17 protein-coding genes and 1 tRNA gene are annotated in these 18,687 nt (G+C 73.8%); 11 read left to right on the top strand and 7 right to left on the bottom strand.

Annotated features, from left to right (window positions below):
• Positions 1-127: 127 nt before the first annotated feature.
• On the bottom strand, positions 128-1,435 hold the full coding sequence (locus ABZW17_RS30805; RefSeq protein ID WP_354822049.1) for a sugar ABC transporter substrate-binding protein: 1,308 nt from the start codon (positions 1,433-1,435) through the stop codon (positions 128-130).
• 176 nt (positions 1,436-1,611) lie between these two features.
• Here ABZW17_RS30805 and ABZW17_RS30810 point away from each other — a divergent pair, with 176 nt between their 5' ends.
• Complete coding sequence (locus tag ABZW17_RS30810) at positions 1,612-2,643, top strand: LacI family DNA-binding transcriptional regulator (protein WP_354822052.1); 1,032 nt, start codon at positions 1,612-1,614, stop codon at positions 2,641-2,643.
• Here the strand turns inward: ABZW17_RS30810 and ABZW17_RS30815 are convergent.
• Positions 2,640-4,523 carry a ricin-type beta-trefoil lectin domain protein gene (locus ABZW17_RS30815; RefSeq protein ID WP_354822055.1) on the bottom strand — a complete coding sequence of 628 codons (1,884 nt, stop codon included), beginning with the start codon at positions 4,521-4,523 and terminating at the stop codon, positions 2,640-2,642. The genes ABZW17_RS30810 and ABZW17_RS30815 overlap by 4 nt on opposite strands.
• A gap of 137 nt (positions 4,524-4,660) precedes the next feature.
• On the opposite strand from ABZW17_RS30815, the gene ABZW17_RS30820 reads away from it, so the two are divergent.
• From ABZW17_RS30820 to ABZW17_RS30830, 3 genes are read left to right on the top strand one after another with little or no spacing between them, the layout of a single operon-like run.
• Positions 4,661-4,813, top strand: a complete 153-nt coding sequence (locus tag ABZW17_RS30820; protein ID WP_354822058.1) for a CopG family transcriptional regulator — start codon at positions 4,661-4,663, stop codon at positions 4,811-4,813.
• A gap of 1 nt (position 4,814) precedes the next feature.
• Positions 4,815-5,159 (top strand): VOC family protein, encoded by a 345-nt coding sequence (locus tag ABZW17_RS30825; RefSeq protein WP_354822061.1) that lies wholly within the window; start codon positions 4,815-4,817, stop codon positions 5,157-5,159.
• Position 5,160: 1 nt separating this feature from the next.
• On the top strand, positions 5,161-6,036 hold the full coding sequence (locus ABZW17_RS30830; RefSeq protein WP_354822064.1) for a class I SAM-dependent methyltransferase: 876 nt from the start codon (positions 5,161-5,163) through the stop codon (positions 6,034-6,036).
• Here ABZW17_RS30830 and ABZW17_RS30835 read toward each other — a convergent pair.
• Positions 5,990-6,598 carry a TetR/AcrR family transcriptional regulator gene (locus ABZW17_RS30835; protein ID WP_354822067.1) on the bottom strand — a complete coding sequence of 203 codons (609 nt, stop codon included), beginning with the start codon at positions 6,596-6,598 and terminating at the stop codon, positions 5,990-5,992. The genes ABZW17_RS30830 and ABZW17_RS30835 overlap by 47 nt on opposite strands.
• Before the next feature lie 54 nt (positions 6,599-6,652).
• On the opposite strand from ABZW17_RS30835, the gene ABZW17_RS30840 reads away from it, so the two are divergent.
• The 4 genes from ABZW17_RS30840 to ABZW17_RS30855 all read left to right on the top strand — a co-directional run bounded on the left by ABZW17_RS30840 (position 6,653) and on the right by ABZW17_RS30855 (position 10,628).
• The gene (locus tag ABZW17_RS30840) at positions 6,653-7,303 is read left to right on the top strand and encodes a class II aldolase/adducin family protein (RefSeq protein ID WP_354822070.1); all 651 of its coding nucleotides are present in this window, start codon (positions 6,653-6,655) and stop codon (positions 7,301-7,303) included.
• Positions 7,300-8,235 (top strand): sugar kinase, encoded by a 936-nt coding sequence (locus ABZW17_RS30845; RefSeq protein WP_354822073.1) that lies wholly within the window; start codon positions 7,300-7,302, stop codon positions 8,233-8,235. The genes ABZW17_RS30840 and ABZW17_RS30845 overlap by 4 nt, the downstream gene beginning before the upstream one ends.
• 72 nt (positions 8,236-8,307) lie before the next feature.
• Positions 8,308-8,379 (top strand) — tRNA-OTHER (locus ABZW17_RS30850).
• Positions 8,380-8,408: 29 nt separating this feature from the next.
• A complete protein-coding gene (locus tag ABZW17_RS30855) occupies positions 8,409-10,628 on the top strand; it encodes a hypothetical protein (protein ID WP_354822076.1) in 2,220 nt (739 codons plus the stop codon).
• Positions 10,629-10,683: 55 nt separating this feature from the next.
• On the opposite strand, the gene ABZW17_RS30860 is transcribed toward ABZW17_RS30855, so the two are convergent.
• Together ABZW17_RS30860 and ABZW17_RS30865 are read right to left on the bottom strand one after the other, a co-directional pair.
• Positions 10,684-12,144, bottom strand: a complete 1,461-nt coding sequence (locus ABZW17_RS30860) for an FAD-dependent oxidoreductase (RefSeq protein ID WP_354822079.1) — start codon at positions 12,142-12,144, stop codon at positions 10,684-10,686.
• Between the two features lies 1 nt (position 12,145).
• The gene (locus ABZW17_RS30865; protein WP_354822082.1) at positions 12,146-13,048 is read right to left on the bottom strand and encodes a diiron oxygenase; all 903 of its coding nucleotides are present in this window, start codon (positions 13,046-13,048) and stop codon (positions 12,146-12,148) included.
• Between the two features lie 106 nt (positions 13,049-13,154).
• On the opposite strand from ABZW17_RS30865, the gene ABZW17_RS30870 reads away from it, so the two are divergent.
• Positions 13,155-14,702: an adenylate/guanylate cyclase domain-containing protein gene (locus ABZW17_RS30870; protein WP_354822085.1), complete on the top strand. Its 1,548-nt coding sequence runs from the start codon at positions 13,155-13,157 to the stop codon at positions 14,700-14,702.
• A gap of 4 nt (positions 14,703-14,706) precedes the next feature.
• Here ABZW17_RS30870 and ABZW17_RS30875 read toward each other — a convergent pair whose 3' ends face one another.
• Positions 14,707-15,720 carry an alcohol dehydrogenase catalytic domain-containing protein gene (locus tag ABZW17_RS30875; RefSeq protein ID WP_354822088.1) on the bottom strand — a complete coding sequence of 338 codons (1,014 nt, stop codon included), beginning with the start codon at positions 15,718-15,720 and terminating at the stop codon, positions 14,707-14,709.
• Between the two features lie 71 nt (positions 15,721-15,791).
• Here ABZW17_RS30875 and ABZW17_RS30880 point away from each other — a divergent pair, with 71 nt between their 5' ends.
• The gene (locus tag ABZW17_RS30880) at positions 15,792-16,400 is read left to right on the top strand and encodes a helix-turn-helix domain-containing protein (RefSeq protein ID WP_354822091.1); all 609 of its coding nucleotides are present in this window, start codon (positions 15,792-15,794) and stop codon (positions 16,398-16,400) included.
• Entirely contained in the window at positions 16,397-18,025 is a 1,629-nt protein-coding gene (locus tag ABZW17_RS30885; RefSeq protein ID WP_354822094.1) for a CocE/NonD family hydrolase, read from the top strand. Before ABZW17_RS30880 ends, ABZW17_RS30885 begins: the two co-directional genes overlap by 4 nt.
• On the opposite strand, the gene ABZW17_RS30890 is transcribed toward ABZW17_RS30885, so the two are convergent.
• Positions 18,006-18,659, bottom strand: a complete 654-nt coding sequence (locus ABZW17_RS30890; RefSeq protein ID WP_354822097.1) for a GntR family transcriptional regulator — start codon at positions 18,657-18,659, stop codon at positions 18,006-18,008. The genes ABZW17_RS30885 and ABZW17_RS30890 overlap by 20 nt on opposite strands.
• Positions 18,660-18,687 lie beyond the last annotated feature (28 nt).

Here is an 18,687-nt window from a genome sequence, read left to right on the forward strand (position 1 = left end):
CGCCCCCGGGGGCCCGCACACCCCACCCCCCGCGCCCCCCGCGCGGGGCCCCCCGCGCGGGGGGGGGGGGGCGCCGGCGCGGTCGCCCCCCCCCCCCCCACCCGGGGGGACAGGAGGGAGACCATGGTCAGCTGCCGCCGGACAGCGATTCGGTGACGGCCGCGTTGTGCTGCTTGAGGGCCGCGCCCGCGTCACCGCCGCCGAAGACCGCGTCGATCACCGTCGCCGTCCAAGGACCGTTGGTGTCGTTGAACGTCTTGCCGAAGTTGACCGAGATCGGCGTCTGGCCCTGGCTCGCCAGCCGGTTGAACACGCCGAGCCGGGGATCCTGCTTGGCGTAGGTGTTGTCGGCGAGGTCGGACCGGACGGTGATGTTCTTGCTCTTCGCGACGACGTCGACCTGCGCCTGGTCGGACAGCGTCCAGGCGATGAAGTCCCACGCGGCCGCGGCGTGCGTGCTGGTGCTGCCGATGCCGAGCACGTCCCCGCCGACGAACGACGAGCTGCCACCGGCCAGCCCGGGGATCGGGGCCACGCCGACCTGCAGGTCCGGGCCTTCCTTCATGCCCTGCAACGCGGTCGCGCCCATCGGCTGGATGCCGATCTTGCCGTCGAGGAAGGACTGCGTCCAGGTGGGCCCGGACTCGTTCTTCGCCGACGCCGGCACGACGCCGTCGGTGTAGAGCTGCCGCAGCCAGGAGTAGACCTTCGCCGCCTGGGGGCTGTCGAGCGTGGCCGCGGTGCCCTGTTCGTTGAGCACCGTGCCGCCCGAGGCCCAGATCATCGGCCAGCTGGTGAACAGCTGGCAGCCCGGGCACGCGCCGCCGAAGAAGTAGCCCTTGGTGTCCCCGCCGAGCGCGGCGATCCTGCGCGCGTCGGCGGCAATCTCGTCCAATGTGGACGGTGGCTTCGCCGGGTCGAGCCCGGCCTTGGTGAACAGGACCTTGTTGTAGAACACCGCGGACAGGTCGATGTCGTGCGGCACCGCGTAGTGCTTGCCGCCGGCGGTGGCCGCCTTCATGTGGGCCGCGGCGAGGCTGCCGCTGAACGGCAGTTGCGTGACGCGGGCGGTCAGGTCGAGGAACAGGCCTTTGGAGGCGTAGTTCGGCGCGTAGACGACGTCGGCGGCCAGCAGGTCCGGCAGCTGCTTCGCGCCCGCGGCGGTGCCGACCTTCTGCTGGTAGGAGTCGGCCGGGAAGACGGTCAGCTTCACCTTGTTCTTGTGGCTCGCGTTGTAGGCGTCGATCAGCGTCTGGCTGAAGGTGGCCGTCGGCGAGCGGGTCCACATGGTGATCGTGGTGCCGTCGTCCACGCTCGCGGTGTCCCCCGCCGCCGCCCCGGACGGGCCGCTCTGGCAGGCCGCGAGGACGAGCACGCCGGTGACGGCGGCCGCGGCACGCCCCCACCGTGCCCTGGACCGGATGTGCGAAGTCATCGACTCTCTCCTATCGGGAGGCCGCCGCCTACGGTGCCGGAGAAGCAACCGGGAAACTTTCAGAAACCGGTTGCCGACTCAAGCTAGGACTGTTCCCGCAGGGCGTCAAGGGCCGTTTGCCGTAGTAGCGCCGGGTTGCAGTGGGCCTCCGGCGACGGCGGAGGTACTGTGCCACCATGCCCCCGCGGAAACTTTCGGAAACTCCCGGCGCGCTGGCCAAGCCGGCCACGATCAGCGAGGTCGCGCTGCTGGCCGGCGTCTCGGCCGGCACGGCGTCGAAGGCGCTCAACGGCCGCGGGTCGCTCCGCGCGGAAACCCGGCAGCGGGTGCTGGCCGCGGCCGAGCAGCTCGGGTTCCAGCCCAACCGGGCGGCGGTGACGCTCAACTCGGGGCGCACCTACACCGTCGGCATGATCACCACCGACACGATCGGCCGGTTCAGCATCCCGCTGCTGATGGGCGCCGAGGACGCCCTCGGCGCCGGCGAGATGTCGGTGTTCCTCTGCGACGCCCGCGACGACCCGATCCGCGAGCAGTACTACCTGCGCACGCTGCTCTCGCGCCGGGTCGACGGCATCATCGTGACCGGCCGCCGGACCCAGGCCCGGCCGCCGATCGGCGCGGACCTGCCGATCCCGGTGGTGTACGCCTTCATCAGCTCGACCGACCCGCACGACTGTTCCGTCGTCCCGGACGAGGCGGGCGGCGCGCGCACGGCCGTCGAGCACCTGCTGGCCACCGGGCGGCGCCGCATCGCCCACCTCACCGGCCCCGAGCGGCACCACTCGGCGACCGTGCGCGCGTCCGCCGCCGCCGGACGCCTCGCCGAAGCCGGGCTCGACCTCGCCGGAGCGCCGATGTTCGGCGAGTGGAGCGAGGCGTGGGGCCGGCAGGCGGTGCGGATGCTGCTGGGCTCGGACACCGCCTTCGACGCGGTGTTCTGCGGCAGCGACCAGATCGCCCGCGGCGCCGCCGACGCGCTGCAGGCGGCCGGCCGCCGCGTGCCCGGCGACGTCGCGGTGGTCGGCTTCGACAACTGGGACGTCATGGCCCTGGCCTGCCAGCCGCCGCTGACCAGCGTCGACATGGAGCTGGAGGCGCTCGGCCGGACCGCCGCCGGGATGCTGCTGGCGGCGATCAACGGCGAGCCCTCCCCCGGCCGGCACACCCGGCCGTGCCGGCTGGTGATCCGGGATTCGACCGCCTAGCGCCGGGTCCACTGCTGGTTGGCGCCGCCGCTGCAGGTCCAGAGGATGAGTTTCGTACCGTTCGCGGTGGCCGCGCCGCTCGCGTCCAGGCACAGCCCGGACACCGCGTTCGTGATGGTCCCGTTCGCGGTGAACGTCCACTGCTGGTTGCGCTGGCCGTTGCAGTCCCAGACGACGACCGCGGTGCCGTTGGCCGTCCCGCTGTCGTAGGCGTCGAGGCACTTGGTGCCGTTGACGACGAGCTGCCCGCGTGACGGCACCCAGGTCTGGTTCGGGCCTCCGGCACAATCCCACAGCTGCGCCTGGATCCCGTTGGCGATGCCGTTGTCGTCGACGTCGGCACAGCGGCCCGACTGCGCGCCGGCCACCTCGACCCCGGCGGTCCCCGGGAGGGGGAGGACGGCGACATCGGTGACCTGCGGCGGGGTGCCCGAGAACGCCAGGGAGTTCGTCCCCTTGCCCAGCGAGACCACCGCCGAGACGGTCTTCGCCGCTCCCCCGGTCACCGGGAACGCGACGACGGTCGGCTGCTGGCCGTTCACCGCGAGGGCCGGGGTCTGCGTGGTGGTCGCGCTGTAGGTGAAGGTGGCGACGGCCAATCCCGTGGCGGCCGCGGTGATCGTCGTGCCGTGCGCGGCCGCGGCGTCGGTGCCCTGGACGGTCAGCAGCACGGAGTCGCCCGCGGGGACCGTGACGCTGTAGCCGGTGGCGAAGCTGCCGTTGTCGGCGGCGCCCCAGACGTTCCGGACGCGCGCCGCGGCCGGGGTCAGGCCGAGGTCGGCCCACCGGACGCTCATCGCCGCCGCCGCCGACGTGCGGTTCAGCAGCACCACCGCGCGCTTCCCGGATCCACTGAGGACCTTCGAATAGACCTGCAGCCCGGCGGCGTCCTCGGCGACCTTGACCCCCTGCAGGCCGCGCGGGTCCTGGTCGACGGCGATGACCTCGCGGTTCGCCAGGATCGCCTTCGTCGCCGCGCTCATCGTCGCCAGGTTGTTGCCCGCCAGCAGCGGCGCGCCCGAGACCGACCACAGGCTCATCTCGGTGCGTGCCTGCGCGTCGGTCAGGCCCGGCATGCCGACGGTGAGCATGTCGGGGTCGTTGACGTAGCCCGTGTGCTGCGAAACCGGGTGCTGCGCCTGGTCGAAGTTGGTCAGCACCTGGCCGAGGTTCGCCGTCTGGCCGTAGTAGATGATGTCCGTGCTGGTGCGCCACATCGGGGCGGTGCCGGCGCCCCAGTTCCACGGGTTCTTCTTGCCCCAGTTGCAGATCGACAGCGTGAGCGCGCGCCCGGTCTGCGCGGTCGCCGCCTGGTTGGCGTCGCTGATCGCCCGGTACGTGCGCTGCGGGTCGAGGCCCTCGGCGTCGCCGCCGCACCAGTCGACCTTGACGAAGTCGAAGCCCCAGCGCTGGAACTGCAGCATGTCCTGCAGGTAGTGGCCTTCGCTGCCGCTCCCGGGCGCGGCGGGCCGCCCGGTCGGGAAGTAGTAGCCGCAGCCGTCGCGGCCGGCGTCGGTGTAGATCCCGGCCTTCAACCCCTTGCTGTGCAGGTAGTCCGCGATCGCGGCCATGCCGCCCGGCCACTCGGCGGTGTCCACGGTGATGTTCCCGGCGCTGTCGCGGGTGCCCTGCCACCACCCTTCGTCGATGTTGACGTAGCGGTAGCCGGCGTCCTTCAGCCCGGCCGAAACGAGCGCGTCGGCCTGGGCTTTGATCGTCGTGTAGTCGATCTTGGCGGCGAAGGTGTTCCACGACGCCCAGCCCATCGCCGGCGGCGGAACGGCCACCTCGGCGACGGCCGGGCTCGCCGCGGCGGCGCCCACCCCCGGGACGACTCCGGCGAGCAACAGGAGCGCGGTCAGTCCGTGGCGCAGCTTCATGGCATCGCTCCGACTTCGTCGTCGAGAATTGTTAGCGCTAACAATGTCGCCTGGATTGTTGACGTCCGGCGGGGCCGCGTCAAGGGGCGGACGGCGGGAGTTGACCGTCTAGCTTGCTAGCATGCTAGCCTGAGCCCGTGGGCGATGACGACGTCAAGCAGTTCAACGTGTACCTGCCGATCGGCCTGATCCGGCAGGTCAAGCACCGGGCCATCGAGACCGAGCGGTCGCTCTCGGCGCTCGTCGCCGACGCGCTGCGCGCCTACCTCGAAACCGAAGAGGAGCACTGACATGACGACCGAAGGCGTCGAGGCGATCTTCCTGGAGACGCACAACTGGGGCCGGGCGGCGAAGTTCTTCCAGGCGCTGGGCTACGAAATCGACTTCGCGACCGACCACAACTCCGGGCAGCTGCGCAACGGCGACGGCCCCTGGCTGTTCATCGCCGAGGTCCCCGAAAGCCGGGAGCCGCGGACGCAGGTCGTGTTCAAGGTCCCGGACGCGGACACCTTCCGGGCCGACGACATCGTCGAGGTCGTCACCCCGTTCGAGGAAACCCATTACGGGACCAGGGAAATGACCGTGCGCGACCCCGACGGGCGGACGTGGACGCTGTCGGCGCCCGGGAAGGCCTGAGGTGGCCGCGCCGGACAGCACGGCGGTGCGGACCGCCCTGTGGCGGGCGCTGCACGTCGAAGTCGATCCGCCGCCGCACGTGTTCACCGACGAGCTCGGGCTGCGGCTGGCCGATCCGGGCGAAGGCTGGCGGCACCGCGACGACATGGACCCGGCGACCGCCGGCCGCTACCGGGCCGGCATGGTCGCGCGGGCCCGGTTCGTCGAGGACCTGGTCGCCGAGCGGGCCGCGGCGGGGGTCGGCCAGTACGTGATCCTCGGGGCCGGGCTGGACACCTTCGCCCAGCGCCGTCCGGACCTCGCGGCGCGGCTGCGGGTGTTCGAAGTGGACCAGCCGGGGCCGCAGGAGTGGAAACGCGCCCGCCTGGACGACCTCGGCCTGGGTGTCCCGGAGTGGCTGCACCTGGTGCCGGTCGACTTCGAGACGACGTCGTGGTGGGATCGGCTCGCGGCCGCGGGGTTCGCGCCGGACGAGCCGGCCGTGGTCGCCTCCACCGGCGTCAGCATGTACCTCAGCAAGGAGGCGAACGCGGCCACGCTGCGCCGGGTCGCCGGGTTCGCGCCGGGGTCCACGTTGGCCATGACGTTCCTGCTGCCGCCCGAGCTGCTCGACGAGGACGAACGCGCGCGCCACCGCGCCACGGCGGACCGGGCGCGGGCGGCGGGCACGCCGTTCGTCAGCACCTTCGCCCCCGCGGAACTGCTGGCGACGGCCCGGGACGCCGGGTTCCGCGACGCCGTCCACGTGCCGGGGGCCGAGCTGAACGAGCGCTACTTCGCGGACCGATCGGACGGCCTTCGCGTTGTGCCGGGCGAAGAGTTCCTCGTCGCTACGGCCGGGACAGGTGCCCCAGGTAGGCCCGCAGCATCGTCTTGACCGGCTCCAGCAGCTCGGGGGCACCGTCGCCGCGGAACACCTCCTGGAGCACCGCGTCCGCGGCGAGGAACGCCGTCCGGCACGCGACCGCGGCCTCGTAGTCGTCGCGCAGGAGGTGCTGCGCGACGAGCACCCGGTGCACGCCGGTGGCCATCACGCGCTTGTGCGCGCGGTCGGCTTCCCGGGTGCCGTCGGTGAGGCCGCGGCCGAACCACAGCGCCCGGAACCCGGGTTCCGCGCGGTACAGCCCGGCGAAGGCGTCGACGAGGAGGCCGACGGGGTCGGCCCAGGTCTCCCCCGCCGCCTGCTCGGCGAACGAGTCCATGAGGGTTTCCAGGCGGCCGAGGTAGAGCTCGGCGAGGGCCTCGGTGATGGCGTCGCGGTCGGGCAGGTACTGGTACAGCGCGCCCACCGAGACGCCGGCCTCGGCGGCGACCCGGGTCGTCGTCAGGGCTTCGACGCCGTCTTCGGCGAGCAGGCGGTCGGCGGCCGCGAGCACCCTGGCCAGCTTCTCCCGCGAACGCGCCTGGCGCGGCACGCGGCGCAGCCGGCTCTCGGTCATCCGCTCCCCAAACCTGAACGTGACTTTGTTTCGGGTTTATCCTAGCCTCGGCGCATGGCAATCGCGAGTTCAGCGCTCGACGAGGCGCGGCGGTCGGTGGCGCGGGCCTGTCACGGCCTCGCGGGCGAGGGCCTGCTCATCGGCAGCGCGGGCAACGTCAGCGTCCGGGTGGGCGAGTACGTGGCGGTGACCGCGACCGGGGTGGTGCTCGGCCGGGCCACGGCCGACGACGTCGTCGTGGTGGACTCCGGCGGCGCCGTCGTCGCCGGCGACCGCAGCCCGACCTCGGAACTGGAGCTGCACCTGGGGGTCTACCGCCGCTACGGCGCGGGCGCGGTGGTGCACACCCACTCGCCGCAGGCGACCGCGGTGTCCCTGGTGCTCGACGAGCTGCCGTGCGTGCACTACCAGCAGCTCGCCCTCGGCGGCGCGATCCGGGTCGCGCCGTTCGCCGTGTTCGGGACCGCGGAACTGGCCGCGGAAACCCTCGCGGCGCTCGAGGGCAGGTCCGCCGCGCTGCTGGCCAACCACGGCGCGGTCACCCACGGCCCGACCCTCGAAGCCGCGGTCGACAACGCGCTGCTGCTGGAGTGGGCGTGCGGACTGTACGTGCGGGCCGCGACCCTCGGCGCGCCGCGCGGCCTGGACCCCGGGCAACAGGAGGCCGTCGTCGCCGCGGCCCTCAGCCGGGGGTACGGCCGGTGACGCAGACGGTGATCACCTTGGGAGCGCACGTGTTCGACGTGCAGGTCCGGCCGGTCGACGCGATCCCGGCGGGCCAGGGCGCGGCGCTGGTGGAGCAGATCCGCTTCGGGCCGGCGGGCACGGCCGCCGGCACCGCGGTCACGCTGGCCAAGCTGGGCGCGGCGGTCCGCACCGCCGGCGCCGTCGGCACCGACCCGGTCGGCGACCTGCTGCTGGCGATGCTCGCCCGCCACGGCGTCGACACGTCCCTGGTGCTGCGCCGCGAAGGCGTCCAGACGTCGGCGTCGGTGCTGCCGATCCGCTCCGACGGCAGCCGGCCCGCCTTCCACGTGCCGGGCGCGAACCTGACGTACGAGCCGTCGGACGCCCCGCACGCGGAGATCGCCCGCGCGACCCACCTGCACCTGGGCGGCCCCGAGCTGATGGGCGGCGAGAAGGCGGCGGAAATCCTCGCCCCGGCGCGCGCGGCCGGCGTGATCACCTCCGCGGACCTGCTCGCCCCCGGCGACCCCGGCGTGCTCGCCTGGCTGGCGCCCGCACTGTCCTCTTTGGATTACCTGCTGCCCAACGAGGAGCAGGTGCTCGGCCTGACCGGCGCCGCCACGCTCGAAGACGGTGCCCGGGCGCTGCTCGCCCGCGGCGTCGGCTGCGTGGCGGTTACGCGGGAGGCGCAGGGCGCCTTGGTGGTGACGGCGGCGGAGACGTTCGCCGTGCCGGCGTTCGCGGTCCCGGTGGTCGACACGACCGGCTGCGGCGACGCGTTTTCGGCCGGCTTCCTCCGCGGTGCCGGCCTGGGCCGGTCCCCGCGGGAAGCCGCCGTGCTCGGCTGCGCGGCGGCGGGCCTGGTGGCACAGGGCCTCGGCAGCGACCACGGCGAGTTCGACCTGGCGGCCGCGGACGCGTTCGCCGCGGCCACGCCGGTGCTCGCCTGAGGAATTCGCTCGCGCCGCTCCCCCGCGGCCCCTTATCCTTGCGCTGCGGGGAAACCTCGGGTTCCCCCGCAGCTTGGAGTAGTTCAGCAGGCAGAACACCCGGCTGTCTCCGGGAGGGCGCAGGTTCGAGACCTGCCTCCAAGTCTCGTTCTTCACCAGGGGGAGTTCCACACATGACGCCGGAGGTGTCGCCCGGGTACGCCTACGGGCAGCTCGAACGGGCGCTGCGGACCACAGCGTCCACATCGGACGCCGCGGTCCGCGGTCGCGCCCGCGCCAAGGCCGGGCGGTGGCGGGAAGTCCTCGCCGGCATGGCCGACGGGACCCTGGAAATCGGCTCGCGGACCCCGGTGGCGGACACCCCGGCGTGGGTGACCCTCGAGGTCGCGCACGGCGGGTTCGCCACCGGCCGGTACCTCGCCGAGGTCCCGCCGCGCCCGGAGGAGCTCGCCGCCGCACCAGGCGCGGCCGACCGCGAGCGGCTGAACCTGTGGTACCTCACCGACACCGGGCTCGCCGCGCTGCGGGCCGCGCTGGCCACCGAGTCCTACCGCGTCGAATTCCCGGAGGACGCGGCGCTGCCGGTTCTCGCCTGGCTGCTCGACCACGGGCACGCCGAAGCCGCGCTCGACCTGCTGGCCGAGCTGCGGCCGCTGCTGCACCGGCTGCGCCTGGCCCCGCGGCCCGGCGCGGCGCCCCGGCCGACCGGGGCGCTGGTGCGGCTGAGCACGGTCGGCGAGGTCCGCGAGAACCTGCGGGCGGTGACCACCGGGCCCGCGATCGCGGCGATGCTGGAGACGTTGCGGGTGTGGCACCCGCTGTTCGACCGGCTGGTGGCGCTCTGGGCGGAAACGGTCGAGGGCGAGCTGCCGCGGCTGACCGCGGCGGGCGTCACCGGCGGCTGGCCGTGCCGGACCTGGCCGCAAGACTGGGCGGCGCGCCGGGCGCAGTGGCTCGCGGACCACGCGACGGCTCGCGCGCGGCACACGGCGTCCACCGCCCACACGCACCCGAAGGGCAACTTCGCCCGGCTGCACCGCGCACTGCTCGCCTGCGAGTACGACAGCGCGGCCCTCACCGGCCGCGACGTCGGCTGGATCCGCCGCGCCCTGGCCAACACGGTGACCAAGCACGGCGAGCCGGGTTCGGAGCGCCGGGCCGCGCTGCGGAGCGTCCAGGCGGCGGTCGCCGCGCGCCCGACGCACGCCGAGCTCGCGGCGGTCCTGGCCGGACGGCTCGACGCGTACCCCGGCGACGGCGGCCTGCCTTCGCCGGATCCGCTCGACGGCGACTTCCCGCCGCACCTGGTCGCGAAGGCGGCCCGGGCGGTGGAGGCCCCGGTGGAGGAACTGGTCGCGCGCGGCATCATCACCTCGGGCGACGTCCTGGCGACGGTGCTGCCGCAGATCACGGCGCAGCTGATGGCGGCGAACGTCGAGGACGAACGGCTGGCGGCGTTGTACGCGCAGACGTACGCGGCCTTCCGCCGCCGGCGCAGCCTGCTGCTGCTGGACCTGCAGCACCAGGTCCGGTTCGAGGAACTGCCGTGGATCAGGGCGCTGGAACCGTTGCGGGCCCGGCGTCCCACCGCGGCGGCGCGCCAGACGCTGACGCAGACGGTCCTGCTGGCGCTCGGCTCGTTCCCGCAGGCGATCCTGCCGAACACGCTGGTGCGCGAGCTCGGCGCGCTGGCGAAGCAGGCGGACTGCCCGATGCCGCTGCTGGAGGAGCTGGCGGCGGACATCTTCACGGGCACGTTCACCGCGAAGTGGCGCACGGCGGCGGTGGTCACCAGCCGGGTCATGGCGGGCACGTTGTACGCGCGGTACTACGACCTGCCGGCCGCGTGGCCGGCTCCCCCGCGCCCCCGCTGGGGCCTGCGCCCGCGGACGGCGGCCGACTTCGCGGCGGCGTGCGAGGCGAGGGCGGGCAAGCGGGGCTGGTCGGTGGCGGCCAACGGCACGGTGATCGAGCAGAGCCAGATCCTCACGACGCACAACCTGGCGGTGCTGGTGGAGACTTTGGGCCTGCGAAGCCGGTTGCGCTCGGCGGCGCCGGAGCTGGCCGGCGAGGGGTTCGCCTGGGTGGTGCGCCGGCTGGCGGTGCGCACGAGCAACCCGTACGCGCAGGGGCAGCTGCTGAAGAACATCGCCTACGCCTGGCGGCAGGGGATCTTCTTCTTGAGTTTCTGCAGCGAGGAACAGCAGCGGGCAGCGGTGGCGCGGGTGCGCGAGCTGGTGGGTCCGGACCACCGCTTCGCCCCGGCGGTGGCGGGCTTGGCGCACGTGGTCGAGGGCGGCCGGTTCACGGCGGAAGGATTCGTGGCGGGCGGAACGGGACGGCGGTTGCTCGGCTGCACGACCGGCCCGCACTGGTGCCGTTCGGAGGGGTAGCGCGCGGCCCGGCAGGTGCCGGGCCGCACCCGTTGCCCCACCGGGCTTTTCGCGCTCAAGCCCGGCCGCGCAGCCGCGCCGCCACTCCCCTCCGCCGCACCGGCAGCCGCCCGGCCACCGCGTCCTCCAGCAACGCGCCCACCGTCTCCCGGGCGCACGCCTTGTTCGCCCCGATGCCGCCCGACGGCCCGCGCTTGATCCACCCCGCCACGTAGACCCCCGGCCGCCCTTCGACCCGCCCAGCCGAGTTCGGCACCGTCCCCGACTCGTCGTCGAACGGCAGCCCCGGCACCGGCGCCCCGCGGAAGCCCGCCGCCCGGATCACCCGGCCCGCCGGGATCTCCACCTCGCCCGAGGTGAGCACCGCACGAACCTCCGTGTCCCCGCGGAACGCCACCGGCGCCGAATGGAACCGCAAAACCACCCGGCGGCCCTCCGGCGGCGGCACCGACCAGTCCACCCGCTCGCGCCGCACTCCCCGCAGCCACGCCGCCTTTCCCTCCGCGCCGTCGATCGCCGCGGCGATGCGGGAGTCGTGCGTGTCCACCACCAGGGTGCCGCGGGCCGCCAAAGCCAGCAGCTCGGGACGCGTGTACGCCGCGGTCTCCGGGCCGCGGCGGGCCAGGACCACCACCTCGCGGACCTTGGCCGACCGCAGCCGTGCCAGCGCCTCGGGGGCGATCGACGTGGCCGTCAGCTCCGCCGGGTCCGCCGTCAGGATGCGGGCGATGTCCAGCGCGACGTTGCCGGTGCCCACCACGACCACCCGCTCCGCCGACAGGTCGACGGCGTCCGGCTCGACGTCCGGGTGGCCGTTGTACCAGCCGACGACCGTCGCGGCCGGGAGGCTGCCGGGCAGGTCCTCGCCCGGGACGCCCAGGGCGCGCGCCTCGGTGGCCCCGACCGCGAAGATCACCGCGTCGTGCCGGTCGGCCAGTTCCGCCCCCGCCGGAACGCCGAGACGCAGGCGGAGCCGCGGGTGGTCGTGGAACCGGGCGAACGTCTCGCCGATCTTCTTCGTCGACGGGTGGTCCGGCGCCACGCCGTAGCGGATCAGGCCGCCGGCCACCGGCAGCCGGTCGACCAGCGTCACCCGGGCGTTCGTGTGCAGCAACAGGTCTTCCACCGCGTACATCCCGGCCGGCCCGGTGCCGACGACGGCGACGTCCGGCGGCGCGAAGTCGCTCGGCAGCACCCGCTCGAACGCCGGCGGCGCCCAGCGGTGGAAGTTCGGCGCCGCCGAGACCTCCGCCAGCACGTCCCGGCCCGCGTAGTACTCCGCGTTGAGCTCCTCGTACACCCGCAGGGGCCCGGTCAGGTCGCCGGCCGGGAAGATCGCGTCGACCGGGCAGGCGTCGGCGCACGCGCCGCAGTCGATGCAGGTGGCCGGGTCGATGTAGAGCATGTCCGTGCGCCCGAAGTCCGGCTCGTCCGGCGTCGGGTGGATGCAGTTGACCGGGCAGACCGACACGCAGGTCGCGTCGGCGCAGCAGGTCTGGGTGATCGCGAACGCCATGTCAGATCAGGTTCGCGCGCTTGTAGAACCACAGCGACGGCCTGGTCAGCAGGCCGGCCGAGTGCAGGAACTCCATCAGCCCGGAACAGCTGGAGCGCAGCATGGACTTGTGGTGCTCGTTCGCCTTCGCCTCGCGCCGCGCCCGCTTGCCGTCCAGGCCCGCGTTCTCGTACACCTTGGCGTTCACCATGCTCGTGACGATGAAGTACGACGCGACCGCGACGACGAACGCGTTGATCTGCCGCCGCAGCCACCCGGCGCCCTCGAGCCGCTCGCGGGTCTCCTCGCGGGCGAACTTCATGTGCCGCGACTCCTCCACGACGTGGATGTTGTTGATGGTCCGCACGAACGGGACCACGCGCTCGTCGCGCATCCAGTCGCGCTGCATGACGTCGAGGACCTCTTCGGCGACGAGGATCGCCGCGTACGCCGCTTCGCCGGTCGCCGTGGCCTTGAAGACCCGGCCCAGCTCGACGACGAACCGGCGCGGCCGGTACGCGGGCGCGCGCAGCTTCGCCGCGCCGCGGGCGAACATGATCGAGTGGCGGCACTCGTCGGCGATCTCGGTCAGCGCCCACTGGAACGCCGGGTCGGTCGGGTCCTTGGCGTAGAAGTCGCGCAACACCATCTGCTGCAGGATCATTTCGAACCAGATCCCGGTGCTCGCGACCGACGCCGCCTCGTGGCGGGTCAGCTCGCGCTGCTGCTCCGGCGTCATGTCCGCCCAGTAGGAGGTCCCGTAGAGCGTGCTCCACTCCGGGCTCGCGCCGTGGTAGCCCGTGTCCAGCGGCGTCTCCCAGTCGACCTCCTTGACGGGGTCGTAGGACAGCTGCTCCGACGAGTCGAGCAGCCGCCGCGCCACGGTCTCCCGGTCCGACACGCCGGATTCACTGGTGCTCGTCACGACCGACCTCCTCGTCAGGTGTTACCGAAGTTCACTGTTACCAACCGTAACACATACTTCGGCGGCCGTCTGCGAGCAGTTCAGTGAACAACTGTACACTCATCTCGTGACCTCCGGTGACTCCTCCGCGGTACCGTACGGTTCCGGCCTGCTCGGCCCGCTGGACCAGGACGTCGCCGCGCTGCGCCGGCGCGTCCAGAGCCTGCTCACGGCCGCGTTGATCGCCACCAACGTGATCGGCGCGCTGGTCGTCGTCGGGCTCGCGGCGCTGCTCATGCCGGCCCCCGGGATGTCCGGCGACCTCGTCCGCGTCACCGCGGTCGCAGTACCCGTGTACGTCGTTTCGGCGGTCGTCGCCGGCACACTCTGGGGCACCCGCGGCGCCCTCCGCACGCTGCGCTGGGCCGCCGAGGGGCGCCGCCCGACCGACGCCGAGCGCGCCGCGAGCCTGCGCGTCCCGCTGCGCCTGACCTACGTCCAGGCCGCGCTCTGGGGCATCGCGACCCTGCTCTTCGGCGGGCTCGCGGCGCTCGTGCAGCCGAAGGTGGTGCTCACCGAGTTCCTCGTCGTCGCCTTCGCCGCCGTCGTCGTCTGCGCGATCGCCTACCTCTTCGGCGAGTTCGCCCTGCGGCCGTACGCGGCGCTGGCCCTGGCGGGCACCACGCCGCCGCGGCCGGTCACCGGCGGCGTCAACCTGCGGATGCTGCTGTTCTGGTGCCTGGGCACCGGCGTGCCGGTGGCCGGGCTGGTGCTCGCCGCGATCCTGGCCTGGGTGCGCGGCGACGTGTCCACGACCCGGCTCGCCGTGTCGGTCATCGCGCTCGGGCTGGTCGTGCTGTGCTTCGGGCTGCTGGTCACGGTGTTCACCGCCCGCGCGGTGGTGAACCCGATCTCCTCGGTCCGGGACGCGCTCGACCGCGTCCGGGCCGGCGACTTCGCCGCCCGGATCCCGGTCTACGACGGCTCCGAGCTCGGCCTGCTGCAGGCCGGGTTCAACGGGATGGCGGCCGGGCTGGCCGAACGGGAGCGGCTGCGCGACCTGTTCGGCCGGCACGTCGGGCACGACGTCGCGGTCGCGGCCATGCGCACGGCCACCGAACTGGGCGGCACGGTCCGCACGGTGTCGGTGCTGTTCGTCGACCTCGTCGGGTCGACGGCGCTGGCCGCGAGCCGGCCGCCGGAGGAGGTCGTCGGGCTGCTCAACCGGTTCTTCGCGGTGGTGGTCGACGAGGTCGACCGGCACCACGGGCTGGTCAACAAGTTCGTCGGCGACGCGGCGCTGGCCGTCTTCGGCGCGCCGTCGCCGCTCGGCGAGCACGCCACCTGCGCCCTGGCCGCCGGCCGCGCGATCGCGGCCCGGCTGGCGGCCGAGGTGCCGGACGGCCCGGCCGGCATCGGCGTGGCGACCGGCGACGCGGTCGCGGGCAACGTCGGCGACCCGCGCCGGTTCGAGTACACCGTGATCGGCGACCCGGTCAACGAAGCCGCCCGGCTCACCGAGCTGGCGAAGAACGCGCCGGGCCGCCTCCTGGCTTCGTGGACGGCCGTCGAGGCCGCCGCCGCGGAAGAAGCGGCCCGGTGGACCGCGACCGAGGACGTCACCCTGCGCGGGCGCAACCGCCCCACGACCCTCGCTTCGCCGCGCCCGGCCTGAGCGGTCAGCGCCGCGGGTCGATGTGGACCTTCGGGCCCGCGCCGCCGATCCGCTCCCCCGCGAGCACCGCGCCGGCCCGGTCGAGACCGACCGTCGCCGCCACGAGCGGACGCGGGTCGACGGCTCCGCTCGCGTACGCGGCGATCGTGTCGGCCAGCCCCGGCGAGGCGGACAGCACCCCGACCGCCGTGACGTCCTTCAGCACCAGCGCGCGCGTGTCGAGCTCGCTGGGCCGGCCGGACAGTCCGATGTAGACGACGCGGCCCGCGGGTTCGACGAGGTCCACGGCGAGCGCGGGCGAGCCGGGAGCACCGGTCGCGTCGACCACCGCGTCGAACGGCAGATCCGGCAGCGTCTCGCGGGTCCACACGTGCGCGAACCCGAGACTGCGGGCGAACACGCCGTCGTCGACGCCCAGGACGTGCACCTCGGCGCCCGCCGCCCGCAGGAACAGGGCGGTGAGCAGCCCGATCGTCCCCGGCCCGAGGACCAGCGCCCGGTCGCCCTCGCCGGTGCCGGCCGCGCGGGCCGCGCGCAGGGCGTTGCCGCCGGGCTCGACCAGGGCACCGAGCACGGCGTCGACCTCGTCGGGCAGCGCGTGCAGCGACCACGCGGGCACGGCGAGCCGTTCCGCCAGCGCGCCGGCCCGGCCGCCGCGGATGCCGACCTCCTGCCGGTTTTCGCAGGTGTGCTGGTGGCCCTTGCGGCAGCGGCGGCACGTCCGGTCGCCGAGCATCGTGTCGCCCATGACCCGCCGGCCGAGCCAGCCGGGGTCGACGCCGTCGCCGACGGCCGAAACCGTGCCCGCCCACTCGTGGCCCAGCCGCATCGGATACGCGGCGTGCCCCTGGTGCAGGTAGGCCATTTCGCCGGTGAAGAACTCGACGTCGGTGCCGCACACCCCGGCCCGCTCGACGTCGACGACGACCTCGCCCGCGGCGGCCTGCGGGACGGGTACCTCCCGCACCGAGCACTCCCGCGGGCCGGTGAGCACGAAGGCCCGCATCGTCGAAGACATGGCGGCATCCTCGCACGCGGCCGGTTTCCGAACACTTGCTATTTTCTTGACAGCTGTCCATTATCGTCGGGGTGAGCAGCGACTGGACGACCGAGGTACCCGCCAAGGACCGGCGGGTGCGGCGGTCGCGGGCCGCCCTGATGCGGGCCGCGGTCGAGCTCGTGTCCGAACGCGACTCGACGGCCGTCACCGTCTCCGAGATCGCCGAGGCCGCCGACGTCAGCCGCCAGGTGCTGTACCAGCAGTTCGGCGACCGCGACGCGCTGCTGCTGGAGGCCGCGCTCGACCTCGTCCGGCGCGAACTGCTCGGCGAGCTCGCCGACCTGGCGACCCCCGACGGCGAACACGCGTCGCTGCTCGCCTTGGGGCGGCACTTCGCGCGGTACCGGCGTTTCTACCGGGCGCTGCTGACCAGCGCGTCCGCGTTCGCCCTGAACAAGGCGCTGACCGGCCTGTTCCTGCCGTTCAACCGGGAGAACCTCGGCCGCGCCTTCGGCGGCCGCCTCGATGCCGGCGGGCTCGAGGACCTGGCCACGTTCCTGACCGGCGGGGCCGGGGCGGTCGTCAACGCGTGGGTCGTCGACGGGCCGGACCCGCTCGACCCGGCGGAGTTCGCCGGCCGGCTGCAGCGGACGCACTCGGTCGTCACCGCGATGATCACGAAGGAGGCCGGCCGGTGATCAGCCGTCTCGTACAACACCTGCTGAAGCTGCCCGCGCCGGCCACCCGGCGCCTCGTCGTCCGGCGCGACCTGCGGGTCCCGATGCCCGACGGCGTCGAACTGCTGGCCGACCGGTGGGCGCCGCGCCACGCACCGGACGGCCTTCCGACGGCGCTGGTGCGCACACCGTACGGCCGCCGGGGCGCCTTCGGGGCGATCCTGGCGCGGCCGCTGGCCGAGCGCGGGTTCCAGGTGCTGATCCAGAGCACCCGCGGCGGCTTCGGCTCCGGCGGCGTCTTCGACCCGCTGCGGCAGGAGCGCGAAGACGGCGTCGCGACGCTCGATTGGCTCGTGCGGCAGCCCTGGGCCGGCGACGCGATCGTGCTCGTCGGCCCCAGCTACCTCGGGTACGTGCAGTGGGCGGTGGCCGACCGCGTCCCACCGCAGGTCAAGGCGATGATCCCGCAGGTCACGGAGTCCGGGCTGACGCTGGAGTTCCTGCGCGAGGACGGCCTTTCGCTGGAGACGCCGTTCGGGTGGGGCGTCCAGGTGGCGGTCCAGGAGCGCCGGTTCGCGGTGTTCCGCCAGCGCCGCCAGGCGAAGAAACTTGAGCAGGCGTACGCGACGCTCCCCCTCGCCCAGGCCGACGTCGTCGCGATCGGCCACCGCTCGGACTACATCCAGGACATCCTCGCCCACCCGGAAACGCACCCGCGCTGGGCGGAAATCGGCCACCGGGACCGCGTCGCGGACGTCGCCGTCCCGGTCAGCTCGATCGCCGGCTGGTACGACATCTTCCTGCCGGGCCAGCTGCGCGACTTCCGCACGCTGCAGGAGGCGGGCCGCCGCCCGCGGCTGACGGTCGGGCCGTGGACCCACGCGGGACGCACCGACCTGCTCGCCGGCACGGGCGAAACGCTGCGGGAGACCTTGGAATTCGGCCTCGCGCACGCACGCGGCGAGCAACCGCCGGAGCGAGCACCAGTCCGGCTGTTCGTCATGGGCGAGGAAGCCTGGCGCGACTTCGCCTCGTGGCCACCGGAAGGCTATGCGCCGCAAAGGTTCCACCTTCAGCCGGGCGGCGGGCTCGCGCTCGGCGAACCCGGCGAGGCCCCGCCGGACCGCTACCGCTACGACCCGGCGGACCCGACCCCCGCGGCGGGCGGCGTCCGCATGGCCCCCGACGCGGGCCGCGTGGACAACGCGGCGCTGGAGGCCCGCGCGGACGTCCTCACCTACACGACGGCCACGCTCGGCGAAGCCGTCGAAGTCATCGGGGACGTGCACGCGGAGCTCTGGTTCCGCTCGAGCCTGCGGTTCGCCGACGTCTTCGTCCGCCTCTGCGACGTGGACCCGGACGGCCGTTCGGTGAACGTCTGCGACGGGCTCACCAGCCTCCGGGACGTCGACGGCCTGACCGCGGTGACGGTCCGGATGTGGCCGACGGCGCACCGGTTCCGGCGCGGGCACCGGATCCGCGTCCAGGTTTCCAGCGGGGCTTTCCCGCGCTACGCCCGGAATCCGGGCACGGGTGAGCCGCACGCCACCGCGGTGACGCTGCTCGCGGCGGACCAGGAGGTCCACCACGGGCCCGGGCACCCGTCGGCGATCGTGCTCCCGGTGGCTACCCCGTCCGTCCACTGAGGACGTCGAAGGCCTGGCGGCGGTGCTCGGCGAACCGCGCGACGGCCGTCTCCCGGTCCCGGGCCCGCAAGGCCGCCACCAGCTCGCGGTGTTCGGCGGGGATGCCGGCGAGGTAGCCGTCGGTGGCGACGCCGATCCGGGTCAGCAGGAACAGGTGCACCTGCGAGCGGATGGCCTGCCACGCCTCGGTCAGCCGCCGGTGGCCGGCGGCGGCGTAGACCGCGTCGTGGAATTCGAGGTCGCAGCGGACCATTTCGTGCTCGCCCGCCGCCCGTTCCATCCGCCGCACCACGGCGTCGATCGCGTCCAGGGCCGTCTCCGGGGCCCGGTCGACGACCAGGCCGACGGCGAGCCCGTCGAGGGCCGCCCGCAGGCTGTCGAGCTCGGCGACGTCCACATCGGACAGTGCGGTCACGGTGGTGCCCCGGTGCCACTCGCTGCGGACGAGACCCTCGCGTTCGAGCCGCAGCAGCGCCTCCCGCACCGGCCCGCGGCTGACGCCCAGCGCCTCCGCCAGCTCCACCTCGCGCAGCTGGCTGCCGAGGGCGTACCCGCCGTCGAAGATGGCGTCACGGACCCGGTCGGCGACCTCGTCGGCCAGCCCCCGGCGGCGGGCGGGAACCACTCTGCTCATGTCGTAATGTTAACATTCAGACAAGAGC

It is taken from the genome of Amycolatopsis sp. NPDC004625, assembly GCF_040609695.1.
Classification (GTDB): Bacteria; Actinomycetota; Actinomycetes; order Mycobacteriales; family Pseudonocardiaceae; genus Amycolatopsis.